This is a genomic window from Sporanaerobacter sp. PP17-6a, assembly GCF_900095615.1.
Lineage (GTDB): Bacteria > Bacillota > Clostridia > Tissierellales > Acidilutibacteraceae > Acidilutibacter > Acidilutibacter cellobiosedens.
Window position 1 is genome coordinate 89,003 of the sequence record NZ_FMIF01000009.1, and the last position, 17,059, is coordinate 106,061.

Below are 17,059 nucleotides of genomic sequence, written 5' to 3' on the forward strand. Positions count from 1 at the left end.
GCCAATATATAGATAATTATGTTCTAAAAACAATTATTATTGCATCTATTACAAAAAGCTGATAAAATCTTATCGATATGAATATATTACAAGATAAGTGAAAAAAATATGCCGTACAAAAAGGAGTGATATCAATTAAAAAGTTATTCAGATACTTTATGCCTATAGTTTTTGTACTATTTTTGATTGTTTCCTTTTCACCAGGAGTATCAGCGGAAAGTGATATTCTTATTAACAGATGGATAGTAAATTCACAGCTTAGGAAAAACGGAGATTTATATATAGAAGAGGATTTGACATTTAAATTCAATAGGGATTTTAACGGGGTATTCAGGGATGTCAGTTCAGAAAAAACAGACGGAATAAAAGGTGTTCAAGTTTTTCAAATGGTAAACGGAAAAGAAATTGAATACAAAGAAAAGGATAATGCTAAAAATGGAGATAGCAGGGTATTCAATATAGATAGAAAATCAGACAACAGCCTTATAACCATATACTCTCCTTCGGAGAACGAAGAAAAAACATTCAGAATTAAATATACCGTTAAAAATGTTGCCGTTAAATATAATGACACGGGAGAATTGTATTATAAATTTCTTGGAGACGAAAACGAAACTCCCATAGAATATTTTTCTGTAAATATAATACTCCCTCAGGATAGAACAGATAGAGTTAAAATATTTGCTCACGGGCCTTTAAACGGAACAATAAATTTTAAAGGCAATGATGTTGTTCATTTGGAAGTAGAAAATGTACCTGATAGAACATTTATTGAGGGCAGGATACTTTTCCCCACGGAATTTATTTTAAACTCCGAAAAATCGGTTGACAAAAATAATTACAACGAAATATTAAAAGAGGAAAGTCAGCTTCAAGAATCAGCAAGAGAAAAAACCATCAGAAACGAATATATGGGAAATGTTTTTAATTATATTTCCCTGATATCGGGAGGTATAGTTTTAATTCTCATTTCTATTTCACTGAGTAAGTTCAAAAGAGAAAATGACTTGTATGAAAAGGTGAATCCTGATTTTATACCTGAAAAGTGCAGCCCTGCTGTAGCTTCATATCTCTGTAATATGTCCGTAACAACAAATGCGGTAATTGCAACGATATTGGACTTAGCCAGAAGAGGGTACTTAAAAATCGAAGACGGAGGGGAATACAAGAAAAATTTAAATAATATAATCATAACTAAAATTAAAAATGAAGAGGCTGATCTATTAGACCATGAAAAATATTTTATGAATTGGATTATAGACACTATTGGAGAAAAAGGCAGAGTCACCACGGAAGAAATTGAAGATTACGGAAAGAAAAAATACAAAAGCTTTTCACAGGAATATTATCAATGGCAAAAATTGATTAAAGAAGAATCAAGAAAAAGAGGATATTTCGACGGAAAGGGAAAACCGTGGGGAATTATGTTCATCATACTATTTCCTGTGTTATTGGTTATATCAGTTATGGATTTCGTGTTTGGGGAACCGTATGGATTTTTCCCTTTGATTATGTCCATATTTTCCTTGATATATGGAATAATTCTTTTGCTTAGGCCGTCGGATTTAGGTAAATCCCAGCAAAGAAAATGGAAAGAGTTTATAAAATACATGAAAGAAAAAGAAAATACACAGGAAAAGAATATCTTTAAATATCCTCCGGATACAGCTTTGATATATGCTTTGGCTTTAGGCATTAACAGAAAAACATTAAACAATTATAAAGTCCAATTTTCCGATGACTATTATTATAATAATAACGGATGGATTTACTGGTATTTTCTTATGAGTTCAACGAAAAATAACACGTTTGACAGAAGTATTAACAGTGCCTTCAGCCCTGTTGCTCCTTCTTCGGGAAACATCGGCAGCGGCGGCGGCTTCTCCGGAGGCGGAGGTGGCGGTGCCGGAGGTGGCGGTGCCGGAGGATTTTAAATGAGATCTTTCAATACCCCTTTAATTTTATAAGGGGTATTTTTTAATTCCGATAAATTTTCTTTTCCCAACAGAAGCATAAGCATTTTCAGTTTATATACAATCCCATGAATATATGTATAGGCCCCTTCGTAACCGCTATAGAGAAGGTGCTTTAAAATTTCTCCCGTTATGCCTACCATTTCGGCCCCCAATATTAAAGATTTAACTACATCCTGAGAATTTCTGATTCCTCCGCTGGAAATAATATGGACATCATCTTTAAATCTTCTGCACTGAATAAGGCTTAGAGCAGTAGGTATTCCCCAAGAATAAATATCCGAAAAATCCATTTCATCGTTTCTTTCATTTTCTATTTCTATAAAATTTGTTCCGCCTGCTCCTGATATATCAACATATTTAACTCCCGCATCATATAATCTTGATAATACATTTCCCGATATTCCAAACCCTACTTCTTTTACAATAACAGGCTTGGAAAGAGAAGAAACTATATTTTTGATATTTTCCAAAATGCCTTTAAATTCTTTGTCCCCTTCTTTCATTACCAATTCCTGAGCTGTGTTCAGATGAAGCTGAACAGCATCGGCATCTATCATATCTATGGCACAATAAACATCATCTAAGGAAGAATGAGCATTTAAATTGGCTATGACTATTCCTTCCTCTCCCATATTTTCTCTTACTATTTTAAATGATTCCCTGCTCCCTTCATTTTCCAAAGCTATGGTTTGGGAACCTACCGCCATGGGAATACTAAATTTCCGAGCCAATTTTGACAAATCTCCGTTTATTTCCCGGGAAAATTCCGTTCCTCCCGTAACTGCATCTATCATTATAGGATATTCTGCATATTTCCCGAGAAATAAACATTTTGTATCTATATCCTCCAAGTTCAGCTCGGGCAATGCATTATGTTCAATATATATGTCTTCAAACAAATTGCTTCTATTATGGTTGGATTTAAGAAAATAATCTATATGTTCCTTTTTTCTTTTCTTTCTTATATGAAATTCTCCGTTGTTTTTCATAGTATTCCTCACATTGTTTTATATAATTATCATGTGTAACATTTAATCTTATTTTAACCCTTTTTTGATACAAAAGGACTGCCTTTAATATAAAATCTCAGAAGAAAATCTTTTGCTTCCTCCGCATAATCTATACCTATTCTTTTGGTCTTTATTATATCGAATTTATCGTTATTTCCTTCTTCTATATAAAAAGTATCCCCTGAAAGCATATTTCCGTTTAATTTTTTATCTATTCCCATAGCCATACAAAGCTTTCCCGGTCCGTTTGTCAGATTTGTTATTTGAGTGGATGTCAAATCTTTATATTCTTTATTAAACCTGTTTAATGCCATAATATCGTGGCCTTCCAAGGGCTCCAATGCTCTTATGAGGACTGCCTCCGGAATTCCTTCTTTTTGAGTAACAGCATTGAGGCAGTAATACATTCCGTATATAAAATATATATAAGCTCTTCCCGGCGGCCCATACATGATTTCCACTCTTTTGGTCCTTCTTCCTCCGTAGGAATGGGCCCCTTTATCTGTGACTCCCATGTAGGCTTCTGTTTCTACTATTTTTCCTTTGAGAATATTTCCGTTTATATTATGAACTAAAATCTTTCCCAAAAGTTTCCTTGCTACTGTTTCGGTATTTTCCAAATAAAAATTATCATTAAGTTTCATTCTTATCTTCCTTTATATGTCGAAATAATAAAAAAATCATTTTTCTTCTGCAACTATATTAGGAACGGTATAGTAATCATGAAGTCCGGAAATAATAGTACTTTTCCCCAGTCTTGTATAAAGGCCTTCAAATTTTTCATTATACATGAATATCCCCGTTATCGTTTTAAGTTTGCTAACTTTAAGTTTTCCATCCTCGAAATTGACAAATTCCCTGGTAAAGGGCTCACAGAATTCCTGGCATATATATTCCTTCCCCAAAGATTCGTCTGCTATTCTTTTCCAATCTTCTGAAGAAAAACTCTTCCCTGCATATACTCCCTTTGATGCATACAGGTCTTTAGGCTTCAATATATATTTATCCTTATTTTTCAATACCTCTTTGTATATATCTTCTCCGTTGAATTCCTCCGTATAGGGGATATGCTTTTTTATAAAATTCCTTTCCTCTTCTGTAAGAAACTGTAATGTTTCCTTTTCATGAAGTACTTTAAATATTATTTTATTGTGCATTATCTGAGATTTAAGGGATCCTATCATACAGACACTGCCGTCTTTATATGCATTGGCCAAATCCTCTATTTCATCGATTCTGTCCACGAATTCCTTGGTTACTATTCTCCTGTATATTAAATCAATTTTTATATCCTTAAAATACAATTTCCCGTCAATATATTTCAGCTCTCTCGGATCTGCCACTACTGCCTTAAACCCCTTATTTATGTAAGCTTTTTTAAATTCTTCAAATTCATAGGGAGTTCCGCTTTCTTTAAAGTCCACAATAGCTACATTTGGTTTTTCTATATCAGGATTAAATTTTTTAAATATTTTAGTGCTTTCTTCGACCCATTTATATATTAATTCAAAGTAACTTATATTATATTTCTTCTTCATATTATTGATGGCTTTTGTATCCATCAGTATTCTTGCCAATGTATTGTCTTCATTCATGGCAGAAGATCCGTCCGTATTAAATTCACAGAACTTGAAATTATCTTTCCCGCCATAAAATATATCAAATCTTCCGATAGGTACGTTTATATGATATCCCTCATCAATCAATATGAGATCTTCCAATAATTTGGAATATTCAAATTTAGTTCTGTACTCCGGAAAATCCATGTACCTCTTAGCCACTTTGTTGGCTATGGACATGATGATCTTACCTATATATTCGAAGTCCTTCACATCTTCCGGAGTATAAAACATAGGATGATATAAAAAGGGCACAGGTTCTCCTTTATATATGGCAGTAGAATTTCTGACTGCCTCCAATGTTTTTTTATAATCTTCATAGTATTCATAAGGATTCTTTTCAATCAAATTTATATATTCATTGTTTATTTTTTCCCAGTCCATCTTTATTCATCTCCGCTATATTATATTATTTATAACACACCAATTCAAAGACTCTCTTTTCCCAAGTCTCATATTCCCCTCGGTTATCTTGCGGGGCGTTTTCTCTTCCCTTACCATTTCCTCCAAAGGCAAAATATAATCTAATTCTTTGCCGTTTAACCCTTTCTTTGAAATATCCAACAACCATTTTTCCAAATCATTAACTTTTCTTCCCAAGTATATTCCGCCTAGTCCCTTCTCGATTATCTCCTTCTTTCCTTTCTTTATATCTTCTGCTTTCATGTTCTTTATATGGTCATATAAAAAATTAAGACTATCTTCATTATAAAGAAGACCTTTCCACAATGCTATGGCAGAAAAATTCAAAGGGTAAGGGACTCCGTCCATAATCCTTATTTCAATATATTTTTTGGTTCTTACGTCGGGGAAAAACATGGTCAGCGCATGTTCCAGTTCCTCTATTGAATAATGATTCGGGTCAAACATCTCTTTAAATAATTTTTCTCCGGTAAAATGATCTCCTTTTTTATCTTCGGTAAATATAATGGGCCTGTTTAAAATATACTCCGCATATTTTGCATATCCGAAATCTTCGTCAAAGACTCCCTCTACAGTACCGCATCTGTCTTTATCACAATTTTCCCATATATAAGTCCTGAGATTAAACTTATTCCATATTCCCCCTTCAAAATACAAACAGTTATCAAACATATCGTATATAACAGGTGTTAAAGCATTAGCTATACGTGTTTTTTTAATATAGTCTTCCTCTGACTTGTAATCTACGGATACCTGAAGAGAAGCAGTTCCTTTCATCATATTATGAGCATGGGAACCTTTGGTCTTAAAATATTCATACATAAAGTCGTATCTCTGCTTGGGAATAAGCCTTATATCGGATATCTTCGTATTGGGCTGGTACCCCACAGCAATAATATTTTGATTTTTTTTCTCCAATATCGGAATTATATCATATAAAAAATCAAAATACTCTTTTTCAATATCCTTTATTTCCTTAAGAGGCTCTATACTCAGCTCAATTTGACTTCCCGGCTCTAAAGTTACAGTGGTGTTGTTTTTATTTATAAGGCCAAGAAGGTTGTTTCCTTCATACATTCCTTCCCAGCCTTTAAAAAGCAAATCCTTTAATGTCTCTTCTACTCCGTTATCTCCATAATATGAAACGGTTTTCAATGTATTTTTGTCTATAATGAAATGTTCTAATTCTACTCCCAACTTAAAATCTTCTTTTTTCTTTTCATTGTTTCTGAAATACCGAGTTATTTCTTCTATCTGCTTTTCATAATCTTCCACTATTAGCTCCCCTTCACAATAAATTAGCATCTCTAAAGATTTTAAACCTATTTTAATATATATACCCTAATGTTAAAAAAATAATAGGCTTTCCCATACTAAATTAAAAATATAGAAAAGCCATGATGATATCTTAGTATTTCTATTGATACCTTTCCTCAACCATATTTAAAAGTATGTCATTTTTTAATTCGTCTGATTTTTCTTTCCCCGATATATATTCTATAAGTTCAAGGGCAAAATATACTGCCGCAGCAGGTCCTCTTGCAGTAATAATATTTCCGTCCCGAACTACCAAGTCTTCTTTATAGTTGCCTCCCTTCAAATCTTCTTCAAATCCCGGATAGCTGGTTATATCTTTTCCTTCAATAATTCCCGCTTCTTTTAATACTATAGGTCCTGCACATATTGCTCCTATCAATTTATTTTCCTTATAAAATTTCTGCACTGTATTGATTACCGCTTTACTGTTTTTCAAATTTTCAGCTCCCGGCATTCCCCCGGGGATTATTACTCCATTGCAGTCCTCAATATTTCTTATATTATCAATAAGTAAATCAGCTTCCACAGGAATATCATGTGCTCCAATCACTATTTTGCTCTTGCTTATGGAGCATGTTTTAACCAGTATATCTTTTCTTCTTAAATAGTCTACAACCGTTAATGCTTCCACTTCTTCAAATCCGTCGGCTAATAGTACCAATATCTCTTTCAAAAAAATCCCTCCCTAAAAACTTTCTATTACTATTATATAATACCACAAAATAAATTTATAAATCAGTAATGTAAAGTGATATACTATAAATAAAAGGAGAAAACCTATGATATTACCTTTAGAATATAAAGAAAAAATGAAAAAAATGTTGGGCGAAGATTACCTTTCTTTCATAAAAAGTTATGAAGGTGAAAGAACATACGGTTTAAGAGTAAATACCCTGAAATTATCGGCAGATAATTTTTTAAATATAAATGATTTTGTTTTGAGCCCTATTCCTTGGTGTAAAGAAGGCTTTTATTATCTCCCTGGGGATAATCCAGGAAAACATCCTTATCACGAATCAGGAATGTATTACATACAGGAGCCAAGCGCTATGGCAGTAGTCGAATTTCTAAATCCCCAGCCTAATGAGAAAATACTTGATTTATGTGCCGCTCCGGGCGGAAAGTCCACTGCAATTGCCGGAAAAATGAAAGGAGAAGGCATCTTAATATCTAATGAAATAAATCCTAAAAGAGCAAAGGTTCTCTCGGAGAATATCGAAAGAATGGGAATTGAAAATACTATAGTAACAAATGAGCCTCCTGAAACTATTTCAAAAAAATTTAGGGATTTCTTCCACAGGGTATTGGTAGATGCCCCCTGTTCAGGTGAGGGAATGTTCAGAAAGGAGCCCTTGTCATCAGAAGAATGGAGTTTGGAAAATGTTCGTACCTGTGCAGAAAGGCAGTTAAATATTTTAGAATATGCAAAAGATACGGTCATGAAGGGCGGATTATTGGTCTATTCCACCTGTACCTTTTCTCCTGAAGAAAACGAACAGGTTATAGAAAAATTTTTAAAGAAAAACAAAGAATTTTCTTTGGAAAAGCAAAAAGATTTTTATCCATTTGAACATGGACAAAATAAATGGACTGTAAGTAATTTTGAAGAGATAGATAAAGCCATCAGAATATGGCCCCATAAAGTGAAAGGAGAAGGCCATTTTATAGCGGTAATGAGGAAAAACGGAGGTAGTTCTGCCCACTTCAACAAAGTTAAATATCCCCTTGATAAAAATAAGTTGAAGGATTTTTATCAATTTAAGGAAAATTATCTTAAAAGGGATTTAAACGGAAATATATTCCCTTTTGGAGATAATATATATATGTTAAAGGAAAATATAGATATAAAAGGCTTAAAGGTATTAAGACCGGGTCTTCATATAGGAATATTGAAAAAAAACAGATTTGAGCCTTCTCATTCTCTTGCCCTTTATCTAAAAAAGGATGATTTTGAAAATTCAGTATCATTTTCCTCCCACAGCGATGAAATAATAAGATATTTAAAGGGTGAAACATTAAATTTTCATGGAACAAAAGGATGGAATTTGGTTTTGGTAGACGGATATTCCATAGGATGGGGAAAGATGAGTAATGGAGTCCTTAAAAATCATTACCCTAAGGGATTAAGGTGGCTATAATAAAAAATAAGCATAGTTTCTACATTTTTCTGAAGGGGTTTAGAAACTATGCCTGTGGTGGCTTATTTATTTTCTTCTGCTTTGGCTATTGCTTGGTTATGCAGCTCAATCACTTTTGCTGTAATACTGCTGTCTATTTTCAACTTATTTTGCTCTATTGCCTTTATATATTTATTAACAATATCACCGGAAATAGTATCGGCATTATTGTTTACTAATTTTTTATAGCTTGTCATTACCTCGTTGTGTATTAATCCTGTTTGATAATCATATATGGGAGAATTATCGCCTCCCTGCAGATACATTATCAGATATTCTCCGTACAGCCTGGTCACTTCTTCGGATTTAACTCCTGCTTTATATTTTTTCAAATAGTTTTCGGTTTTCAACAATCTCTCTCCAAGTTCATCCCAGGATATTCCAAGTTCTGCATCTCTCATAGAAGGATCTGAGGATTCCATTGACTTTATATCAATATATTCCTTAATCTCATCCGGCAAATATTTTTCATAATCCTTATATCGGTCATAATCAATAATAGGATAATAACTTCCTTCTCCTGCCATCAATTTGTATTTTCCGTCATATATATTTGTAATAACAGATTTTAAGCTTTTATCTTCTATAGCTTCAATCTTAGATGAGTCAAAGCTAAAAGGTCCTCCAGCTTTAATGATAAGGTCTTGTCTGTTTCCTTTAAAAAGTTCATCTATGTATTCCTGTGAAAAATATTCCTGAGATTCTTCCAAGCCGATGATCATCTCCTGAGCATTTTCTTTGCTGACTTTGGCAATATTGGCATCGATATATTTAGCTATTTCAAAAGGTTTTTTATTGCCGGAGGTGAGTTTTCTAAATCCTTCCATAATTTTTTTCTCATTGTTTTCGGTCAGTTTTTCGGATCCGTTGGGTTTATTTTCTCCTGTATTTGTATTTCCCCCATTTTCTTCCTTCTTATTACAGCCTATTATTAAAATAACTATTAATAATATGATAATAAATGAAGCTATCCCTTTTTTCCATCTCATAACATTACCTCTTTCATTAATCTTTGTATCCTGTTAATACAATTATACTAAAGTAAAAATTTTTTTCAAATTTATATTCTTTTTTAAGTATACCAGAATTAAATCAGTTATGAGTTACAAAAAAGTTACAAATTTTATGAAAAGGGGTATAGTATTATTAAAAGCAGGTGATAAAAATGAATAATTTAGATGCTGTTTTAGATAATCAAAGGAATTTTTTTAAGTCAAAAGCTTCCATAGACATAAATTTCAGAAAGGGCGCCTTAAATAAATTAAAAAATTTAATAATTTTAAATGAAAAAGAAATATTGGATGCCTTGAATTATGATCTTGGTAAATCCCCTTTTGAAGGGTATTCCACCGAAGTAGGGCTCATATTAAGTGAAATAGCGTATGCAGTATCCAATTTAAATAAATGGAGTGCCGTAAAAAGAGTAAGGACTCCTATTACAAATTTTAAATCACAAAGCTGCATATATCCGGAGCCTTTCGGCAACACCCTTATAATATCTCCTTGGAACTACCCCTTTCAATTAGCTTTCGGGCCTCTCATAGGAGCTATGGCCGCCGGAAATACCGCGATTATTAAGCTGTCAAGTACTTCTGTCAATACTACCAAAATAATCGAAGAAATCATAAATAATAATTTTGACAAAGGATATTTGTATGTTGTCACAGGAGAAGAAGGGAGAAAGGCAATAGAGAAAAAATTTGATTATATTTTTTATACAGGCAGCCCTTCTGTAGGGAGATTGATAATGGAAAAAGCTTCAAAGAATTTAACTCCCGTAACCCTTGAACTTGGAGGAAAAAGCCCCTGTATTGTAGACTGGGAAGGAGATTTAAAATTGTTCGCTAAAAGAATAGTATGGGGAAAATTTCTAAACTGCGGACAGACTTGTATAGCCCCTGATTACATTTTAGTCCAGAAAAAAGTAAAAGATGAACTTATAAATAACATGATATATTATATAGAAGAATTTTACGGAAAAGATCCCGAAAACAATAAAGAATACGGAAGAATAGTAAATCTCAATCATTTAAACAGATTAAAGAAACTTATTGAAAAAAGCAATATCGTATACGGGGGAAAAATAAATTCAGATAATCTGTATTTTTCTCCAACAATACTAAAGGACGTAACTTGGGATGAACCCGTAATGAAAGAAGAAATATTCGGTCCAATCCTTCCAATCCTCGAATATGAGTCCTTAGATGAAGTAATAGACATAGTAAATGAACATGAAAAACCTTTGGCTTTATATTTCTTTTCAAATAACGAGAAAAAAATTCAAAGGATAATAAGAAATACGTTCTATGGCGGTGGGTGTATAAATGACACTATAATGCATATCGCAAATTCAAACCTTCCTTTTGGCGGTGTGGGAATGAGCGGAATAGGCAGCTATCATGGGAAGAAAAGTTTCGATACCTTTACTCACTATAAAAGTGTCCTAAGAAAAAGCACTAAAATAGATATAAATTTAAGATATCCTCCTTATGGAGATAAACTGAAATTTATTAAAAAGGTGTTAAAATAATTGAGAGATTTTTTATATAAAAATAGCAAAGAATACGGTATCCTTTGCTATTTTTATTATCCCATTTATTTTACTATGAAGATATTATATAAATTCTAATTTTATTTATCAATATTGATTAATCTTTTTAACCCGTCCTCCATACATAACACGAATGACAGTAACTGCTTTATCCTCTAACTTCGGAATATAGAATACAACGAAATTATCTACTACCATTTGATGTAGTCCTCTACTATGCCACGGCTCATTTTCAAATGCCCTAAATCTATCAGGCATTTCATCTAAACTTTATATAGCTTTCTCAATTCTCTCTAATTGCTTAACTGCTATTCCGGGTTCAAGCAGTGTAAATGCAATGTATTCATATATACTTCTTAAATCTGCATCTGTTTGTTCCGTTAATACTACTTTATATTTCATATCTCATAATCCTTGCGAATATCCGAAAAAGTTTTCTCTGCCGACTTTGTATTCCCTTGAACAAAATCCGCATAGCCTTCTTCAAGTTCCGCATTTAGCTCTTTCTCTGTTAAGCCGGCTGTTCCCACAGGCTTTGTTGCAGGAAGCTTAACATCAAAGGGAATTCCTCTTTGCATAACAACTTGTTTTAAAAACATATTCACTGCATTAGATACCGGAATTCCCAATTGCTTAAGAACTAACTCTGCCTGTTCCTTAAGTTTAGGTTCAATCCTTATATACAGATTTGTTGTTTTTGCCATTGCCAATCACTCCCTCCATATATTAATTATATGCTATTATATATACAAAAGCAATACATTTGCCAAAATTATAATGTATACCACAAATTCAAGTTTTCCATTTGAAGGTGTAGGAATGACAACCTTTGCTATTTTTATATTTTTTTACAAAATAATAGATATTTTCGTTCCGATTTGAACGACTGGGTATTCTTTCTCTTCTACATAAAGAGTACCCGGCAGTTTTGCTTTTGTAGAACCATCAAATTTTATTGTAATATGTCCTAAATCATCTAAATTCTTTTTTACTTTTTCTCCCACCGCTGTTATTTTATAATCCTGTTCATCAAATTTTAAGGTCATACCGGGCTTTATCTCCCTTTCGCTTTTATTCATTTCAATATTAAAACAATAATCTGCCAAAGTATCCGGTGCATTTTCACCAAAGAGTATTAATAAGTTTTCATGTTTAAACAATTCTGCATTCAAGCCAATTCCTTTTACTGTTGTTTCAAAAATTTTCATCAGTTATTCCTGTTCCTTCCTATATTATAATTATACTTTATTAGCTATACAACCCAAAACTGGCAAGCCATGCAACAATCACCCGAGGCACACCGTTTAAAAATCTCGAATATAAAACAGACGGAACACCTACTTCAACAGTTTCCGCATCAGCTTCCTCTAACCCTAAGCCAACTGGAATAAAATCACAAGCATTTTGTGTATTAATTGCAAATAAAGCTGGCAGAGCAAGTTGAGGAGGAATATTTCCCTTTCCTATTTCCACTCCTATTAAAGTACCGATAATTTGTGCAATAACTGCCCCCGGACCCAATAAAGGAGACAAAACCGGCAGAGAGCAGATTAATCCGATTATAATTAATCCAATAATATTTCCCGCTAAAGGAGTCATAATATTTGCAAACCAATTTCCGACTCCTGAACCTTCTATTATTCCGATTAGTAAAGATACAAAAGCCATGAATGGTATAACTGTAGTTAAAATTGTTTGAACCGCACTTCTTGCCGCTTGATTAAAAGTAGCTACAATTTTACCTGCTCCCATTCCTATACGGGCAATAAGACTTTTCTCAGATTTTTGTTCGGTAATCTTTTTAGTAGTATCGTACTTATATTCTCTTTTTACTTGTTTATTGCTCTTTTCAGCTTTTTCGGAAGAAGCTTCTGATTTGTCGGTTAATTCTATTTGATTTACGCCAACGGCAGACACATATATATCATCTGTAATATATTTTGCTAAAGGTCCGCTCTTCCCTGTAGGTACAATATTTACTGTCGGTATTCCTTTCTGAGGATAAATCCCACATCTTAATGTCCCTCCACAGTCAATTACAGCCAATGCGATTTCTTCATCGGGAATCGACGTCTTGAAACCATTAACTATTTCCATCCCTGATAACTCTGCCATTTTATCAACTATATCAGGTTTTTCTCCTCCTCCTGTTACATATAAAATTTTATATCTTTCTTCGGTCGGAGTAATTATAAGAGGTCCTCCAAAACCACCGCTTCCTTTTTTTATTTTTATACTTCTGTACTTTGCCATCTAAAATTCCTCCTTTTTCTTATTCAGCTGTTACTTTCGGTTGTTTGCTTAACATTATATTTTGTTGTTTACAAACATAAGCTGTTGTGAAATCTGTGACCCAGCCTCCAATAAAATTCATCAGTATCCCGACTAACATATATCTAATTGCTAAATCCATGGTGTTTAATCCTAACTTTTCTATTCCTTGAGCAATACCGAGGTAAACGAAGAGTTCTCCCGGATTAATATGAGGAAATATGCCATTGCTTGTATGGCAAAATTGTGCTAAAGATGCAAAATAGCTTGGCTTATAATACTCCGGCAAAAACCTGCCCAATGTAAAGGACATGGGGTTTCCCAGCATAAATGCAGCTAAAAAGGGTAATATTAAATATCGGGTAAACGGATTTTTTGAAGAAGCCTTTGCAATCTTTGTTACTCTTTCTTCCCCCAGGAGGCTGATTATGGTATTCATTAATACCATCAGCATTAAAACAACAGGCACTATACCTTTCATCCATCCTAAAAAGGTATTCCCTCCTGTTTCAAATAAATTCATAAATCCCTTAGCAATCTTTGCTACTGCTGCCATTATTCAACACCATCCTTTTAATTTTTTATTTTTAATAATTTTATCTTCGAGGTTAGCAGAGCAAGAGGACTTTTTGTTTCAGGTATTTTCTCTCCCCGGCTAACATGCAGATATACATCTCTTGCATTTAATATGGTTTTCTTAGTCAGATTGTTTTCTCCGCAATCAATTAAAGAATGCTCATTTATCAACTGAATATATTGTCCCGTCAGTGAGATAATAGGTTTAAACTTAGATAATACTGTAATTCCCTGCATTTTTACAGCTTCTAAAATTTCCCCGTTATCATCTGTTGCCAGCATAACAATAGTACCAACATGAAATTTTCCCGGCCTTTTTCCTATCGCTACTTTTCCTTTATTTTTCAATCTACCGTATTCTTCATTAAAATGTCGAATTTGCTTTGCCCCAAAAAACACTTGCAATAAATAGGCCGAGAGTACAAACAATCCAAATATATATATATTCACCGCAATATTCCCTCCCTTTTTAAAAGTGAAATAAATTCTTTTCCATTTGTTGTTTCTCCGATTTTCTGATGAATTTCTTTTCTTCTTGCTATTCGAAATATCAAATCATACATTTCCAGTAAAGAATTCTCAGCACCATCATCTATATTTTCGGGTATTCCTGCCAAAAATACGATTTGAATACTTTGATTTCCAACAAATAGTTGATTTTTAAATACTCCTACACTCAACACTATTTTATTAAATCCTTTATTTAACGTATGGGGAAACGCAATCCCCTGCTCAAAGATAGTGGACTGTTTTTTTTCTCTTTCCTGCCATAAATTTATAAAATTAGGATTTAACTTCTTATCTTTAATCAATCTACAAATCATAAACTTAACATTATCAAAATAACTTTTTTCTTCGTCCAGAACGGTAAATGAAAAATCAATGTAAGCAATATCAAAATTTTGTTCCTCTTCTATTTTATTCCACTCGCTAATAACCCAGTTGTTATCAAATAAATTAGCCACTTGAATTACAGGTATTCTTTTATCTATTTCTATGGGAAACGTGGTAAAAACTGCAAAAAAAATTTTAAAATTTTGTTTTGTGTAATTTTGCTCCGAAAATTGCAATATAGTCACCTCAGGTCCCAAAATTTCCTGAATCTGCTTCTTTATTAACATTGACGTGCCTTTCCCAAAATTACTTACTATCGCAATCTGTTTTTGCCTGTTTTCTCTGTCTTTATGGTATAAAATTAATTCAAAATATACGGCAAGATAACTGATTTCCGGTTGTGCCACACTTATCATTAAACGTGACTCTATAACATTCGCAGCCATCTTCGCCAATTCATAAGAAAAAGGATATTTCTTTTCAATCTCGTCATAGAACAAATTAAACGATTCTATATGAAATACAAGCCTGTTCACCATAAACATCAAATGATATTTCATTTCTTCAAATAACTGATTGTCATCTAATTCAAGCATAAAATTTGCCCTGATTTTCCTTATCATATCATTGAAAAGGTCTTTTATGCCTTTTTCATATTTCTCCATACTCTCCTTCTTTACATAAGCGGAATTTCTGATATTAACCGGGAAAATGACAAAGTCTCGATCATACGGCCCCAAGGCTATGTCATATTCTTTTTCCAAATGATAAAGAAACCTCTTTATAAAGCTTGAATTTCCTTCATAATTATTATAGTAAGGTATTTCCTTGTTTATATAAAAGCCTTTTCCTACTCTGTCTAAAGTAATACCTACAACTTTTTTCATGATAGCCGTATTATAATTGCTTAACTGGTATTCTTCTGCAATTTTGTCTATATATTCGACTGTGCTTTTCTTTAGTTTGTAATCCGCAAAATAATAATCATAAACATAATATAGCAATAACAACCGTCTGTTTAATTCGTCCCCGACAATTTTTATACCTTTGTTCGGTATTCCATATAAACTTATGCCAAAGTCTGAAATTATTTTTTTTATATTCTTCACATCTTTGTTTACCGTTCCTCTGCTTACTTCAATTCTTTCTGCCAAACTGTCCATTGTAACAAATCCCTTGGTATTTAACAAAGTTTTTAAAATAAAAGCTATTCGCTTACTTGAAGAATTAAAGTCCATATCCTTTTTCAGTTCTCCGTTCATAATTTCTTTAAACGCCGAATAATTTTCGATATACAAATAATAGCTGCCTTTTTCCCACAATATTGATGCTATTCCTTTAAGTTGATCATTCAATAATTCAATATTCTTTTTTAAAGTCTGAGAAGTTGTCTGAGTAATGTCACTTAGTTTTTCAACAGTAATATATTCCTTTACTAAAAGTGTATTTAAAATTAGATACCACTTTTTTACGAGAGACACTAACACCTTCCTCCATTCTTTAACCTCTGCTTTTCCCTCCTGCAACATTTGTAGTTATTCCTGTAATATAACTGGATCTGCCGGATAAATAATAGCATACTAAATCCGCTATCTCAGAAAGCTTTCCACTCCTCCCCAATGGTATAGTACTTGTCCTACTATAATTTTCCCTTAGTTTTTCTACGGTAATTCCTCTTGTATATGCCAAGGCAGTTTCATATTCCAAAGTACGTAAGCCGGTCTCTTCCATTATGCCGGGAGCAATCCCCACTACTCTTATATTTGATTTCCCCAGTTCTTTCGCCCAGGACCTGGTAAAACTGTTTATGGCAGCCTTTGTAGCAGCATAACAGCTTTGACCTTCTGAACCTTCAAGGCCACTTTCAGAAGACATGTTTATAATCACTCCTGAATTTTTCCTGACAAGAACTCTCGCCACAGCTTGTGCCATTAAATAGACACCTTTTTGATTAATAGTTGTCATTTTATCAAATACATCTTCAGAAAGCTCATATTTACCATAAAAATGCTTTTTATCTACTAACAGCCTTGGAATATTTATTCCCGCATTATTTACAAGGCCGTCTATTGTCCCTAAAGCCTTGAGAGTTTCTTCAACAACTTTTTCCGCATCCTTTTTTGACGATACATCTGTTTTTACAAACAACAAATTATCATGTTTTTTCCCATTATCATGAATATCTGCATTAACTACCTTTACCCCTTGCTCCAATAATTCTGTTATTATACTTTCTCCGATTCCTGAAGAGCCTCCCGTGACAATTACAACTTTTCCGGAAATCCCTAACCAGTCTGTTGACATC

General features: G+C 33.1%; 17 protein-coding genes. 3 read left to right on the forward strand and 14 right to left on the reverse strand.

What is annotated here, in order from left to right; all coding sequences use genetic code 11:
* The first annotated feature begins 158 nt into the window (after positions 1–158).
* Positions 159–1,934 carry a DUF2207 domain-containing protein gene (locus PP176A_RS04900; RefSeq protein WP_071139349.1) on the forward strand — a complete coding sequence of 592 codons (1,776 nt, stop codon included), beginning with the start codon at positions 159–161 and terminating at the stop codon, positions 1,932–1,934.
* On the opposite strand, the gene fni is transcribed toward PP176A_RS04900, so the two are convergent.
* The 5 genes from fni to PP176A_RS04925 form a co-directional block, all read right to left on the reverse strand.
* Positions 1,931–2,965 (reverse strand): type 2 isopentenyl-diphosphate Delta-isomerase, encoded by a 1,035-nt coding sequence (gene fni / locus PP176A_RS04905; RefSeq protein ID WP_071139350.1) that lies wholly within the window; start codon positions 2,963–2,965, stop codon positions 1,931–1,933. The two genes, PP176A_RS04900 and fni, sit on opposite strands and share 4 nt — an antisense overlap.
* A 53-nt stretch (positions 2,966–3,018) precedes the next feature.
* A complete protein-coding gene (locus PP176A_RS04910) occupies positions 3,019–3,630 on the reverse strand; it encodes a DNA-3-methyladenine glycosylase (protein WP_071139351.1) in 612 nt (203 codons plus the stop codon).
* A gap of 36 nt (positions 3,631–3,666) precedes the next feature.
* Positions 3,667–4,989, reverse strand: a complete 1,323-nt coding sequence (locus PP176A_RS04915) for a glutathionylspermidine synthase family protein (protein WP_071139352.1) — start codon at positions 4,987–4,989, stop codon at positions 3,667–3,669.
* Positions 4,990–5,004: 15 nt separating this feature from the next.
* A complete protein-coding gene (locus PP176A_RS04920) occupies positions 5,005–6,303 on the reverse strand; it encodes a glutamate--cysteine ligase (protein ID WP_234958809.1) in 1,299 nt (432 codons plus the stop codon).
* Positions 6,304–6,445: 142 nt separating this feature from the next.
* Entirely contained in the window at positions 6,446–7,018 is a 573-nt protein-coding gene (locus PP176A_RS04925) for a DJ-1 family glyoxalase III (protein ID WP_071139354.1), read from the reverse strand.
* A 106-nt stretch (positions 7,019–7,124) separates the two neighbouring features.
* Between PP176A_RS04925 and PP176A_RS04930 the strand changes: the two genes are divergently transcribed.
* Positions 7,125–8,483 (forward strand): RsmF rRNA methyltransferase first C-terminal domain-containing protein, encoded by a 1,359-nt coding sequence (locus PP176A_RS04930; RefSeq protein ID WP_071139355.1) that lies wholly within the window; start codon positions 7,125–7,127, stop codon positions 8,481–8,483.
* Between the two features lie 62 nt (positions 8,484–8,545).
* Here the strand turns inward: PP176A_RS04930 and PP176A_RS04935 are convergent, their stop codons facing one another.
* On the reverse strand, positions 8,546–9,511 hold the full coding sequence (locus PP176A_RS04935; protein ID WP_071139356.1) for a hypothetical protein: 966 nt from the start codon (positions 9,509–9,511) through the stop codon (positions 8,546–8,548).
* A 176-nt stretch (positions 9,512–9,687) separates the two neighbouring features.
* On the opposite strand from PP176A_RS04935, the gene PP176A_RS04940 reads away from it, so the two are divergent.
* Positions 9,688–11,052 carry an aldehyde dehydrogenase gene (locus PP176A_RS04940; protein WP_071139357.1) on the forward strand — a complete coding sequence of 455 codons (1,365 nt, stop codon included), beginning with the start codon at positions 9,688–9,690 and terminating at the stop codon, positions 11,050–11,052.
* Positions 11,053–11,343: 291 nt separating this feature from the next.
* On the opposite strand, the gene PP176A_RS16605 is transcribed toward PP176A_RS04940, so the two are convergent.
* From PP176A_RS16605 to PP176A_RS04980, 8 genes are all read right to left on the reverse strand, one after another.
* Complete coding sequence (locus PP176A_RS16605) at positions 11,344–11,475, reverse strand: hypothetical protein (RefSeq protein WP_255401570.1); 132 nt, start codon at positions 11,473–11,475, stop codon at positions 11,344–11,346.
* Positions 11,472–11,777, reverse strand: coding sequence for a type II toxin-antitoxin system RelB/DinJ family antitoxin (locus PP176A_RS04950; protein ID WP_071139376.1), 306 nt, complete (start codon positions 11,775–11,777; stop codon positions 11,472–11,474). The genes PP176A_RS16605 and PP176A_RS04950 overlap by 4 nt, the downstream gene beginning before the upstream one ends.
* A 144-nt stretch (positions 11,778–11,921) precedes the next feature.
* A complete protein-coding gene (locus PP176A_RS04955; protein WP_071139358.1) occupies positions 11,922–12,281 on the reverse strand; it encodes a PTS glucitol/sorbitol transporter subunit IIA in 360 nt (119 codons plus the stop codon).
* Between the two features lie 40 nt (positions 12,282–12,321).
* Positions 12,322–13,326, reverse strand: a complete 1,005-nt coding sequence (gene srlE / locus PP176A_RS04960) for a PTS glucitol/sorbitol transporter subunit IIB (protein WP_071139359.1) — start codon at positions 13,324–13,326, stop codon at positions 12,322–12,324.
* Between the two features lie 19 nt (positions 13,327–13,345).
* Positions 13,346–13,900 carry a PTS glucitol/sorbitol transporter subunit IIC gene (gene srlA / locus PP176A_RS04965; protein ID WP_071139360.1) on the reverse strand — a complete coding sequence of 185 codons (555 nt, stop codon included), beginning with the start codon at positions 13,898–13,900 and terminating at the stop codon, positions 13,346–13,348.
* Positions 13,901–13,917: 17 nt separating this feature from the next.
* Positions 13,918–14,370, reverse strand: coding sequence for a transcriptional regulator GutM (locus PP176A_RS04970; protein ID WP_071139361.1), 453 nt, complete (start codon positions 14,368–14,370; stop codon positions 13,918–13,920).
* Positions 14,367–16,283, reverse strand: coding sequence for a BglG family transcription antiterminator (locus PP176A_RS04975; protein WP_071139362.1), 1,917 nt, complete (start codon positions 16,281–16,283; stop codon positions 14,367–14,369). The genes PP176A_RS04970 and PP176A_RS04975 overlap by 4 nt, the downstream gene beginning before the upstream one ends.
* Positions 16,255–17,058: an SDR family oxidoreductase gene (locus PP176A_RS04980; RefSeq protein WP_071139363.1), complete on the reverse strand. Its 804-nt coding sequence runs from the start codon at positions 17,056–17,058 to the stop codon at positions 16,255–16,257. Before PP176A_RS04980 ends, PP176A_RS04975 begins: the two co-directional genes overlap by 29 nt.
* Position 17,059: the final 1 nt, after the last annotated feature.

Coding starts and splice junctions, on each gene's coding strand:
- PP176A_RS04900 (WP_071139349.1), top strand. CDS start 159: ATGCCTATAGTTTTTGTACTATTTTTGATTGTTTCCTTTTCACCAGGA.
- fni (WP_071139350.1), bottom strand. CDS start 2,965: ATGAAAAACAACGGAGAATTTCATATAAGAAAGAAAAGAAAAAAGGAA.
- PP176A_RS04910 (WP_071139351.1), bottom strand. CDS start 3,630: ATGAAACTTAATGATAATTTTTATTTGGAAAATACCGAAACAGTAGCA.
- PP176A_RS04915 (WP_071139352.1), bottom strand. CDS start 4,989: ATGGACTGGGAAAAAATAAACAATGAATATATAAATTTGATTGAAAAG.
- PP176A_RS04930 (WP_071139355.1), top strand. CDS start 7,125: ATGATATTACCTTTAGAATATAAAGAAAAAATGAAAAAAATGTTGGGC.
- PP176A_RS04935 (WP_071139356.1), bottom strand. CDS start 9,511: ATGAGATGGAAAAAAGGGATAGCTTCATTTATTATCATATTATTAATA.
- PP176A_RS04940 (WP_071139357.1), top strand. CDS start 9,688: ATGAATAATTTAGATGCTGTTTTAGATAATCAAAGGAATTTTTTTAAG.
- PP176A_RS16605 (WP_255401570.1), bottom strand. CDS start 11,475: ATGAAATATAAAGTAGTATTAACGGAACAAACAGATGCAGATTTAAGA.
- PP176A_RS04950 (WP_071139376.1), bottom strand. CDS start 11,777: ATGGCAAAAACAACAAATCTGTATATAAGGATTGAACCTAAACTTAAG.
- PP176A_RS04955 (WP_071139358.1), bottom strand. CDS start 12,281: ATGAAAATTTTTGAAACAACAGTAAAAGGAATTGGCTTGAATGCAGAA.
- srlE (WP_071139359.1), bottom strand. CDS start 13,326: ATGGCAAAGTACAGAAGTATAAAAATAAAAAAAGGAAGCGGTGGTTTT.
- srlA (WP_071139360.1), bottom strand. CDS start 13,900: ATGGCAGCAGTAGCAAAGATTGCTAAGGGATTTATGAATTTATTTGAA.
- PP176A_RS04975 (WP_071139362.1), bottom strand. CDS start 16,283: ATGTTGCAGGAGGGAAAAGCAGAGGTTAAAGAATGGAGGAAGGTGTTA.
- PP176A_RS04980 (WP_071139363.1), bottom strand. CDS start 17,058: ATGTCAACAGACTGGTTAGGGATTTCCGGAAAAGTTGTAATTGTCACG.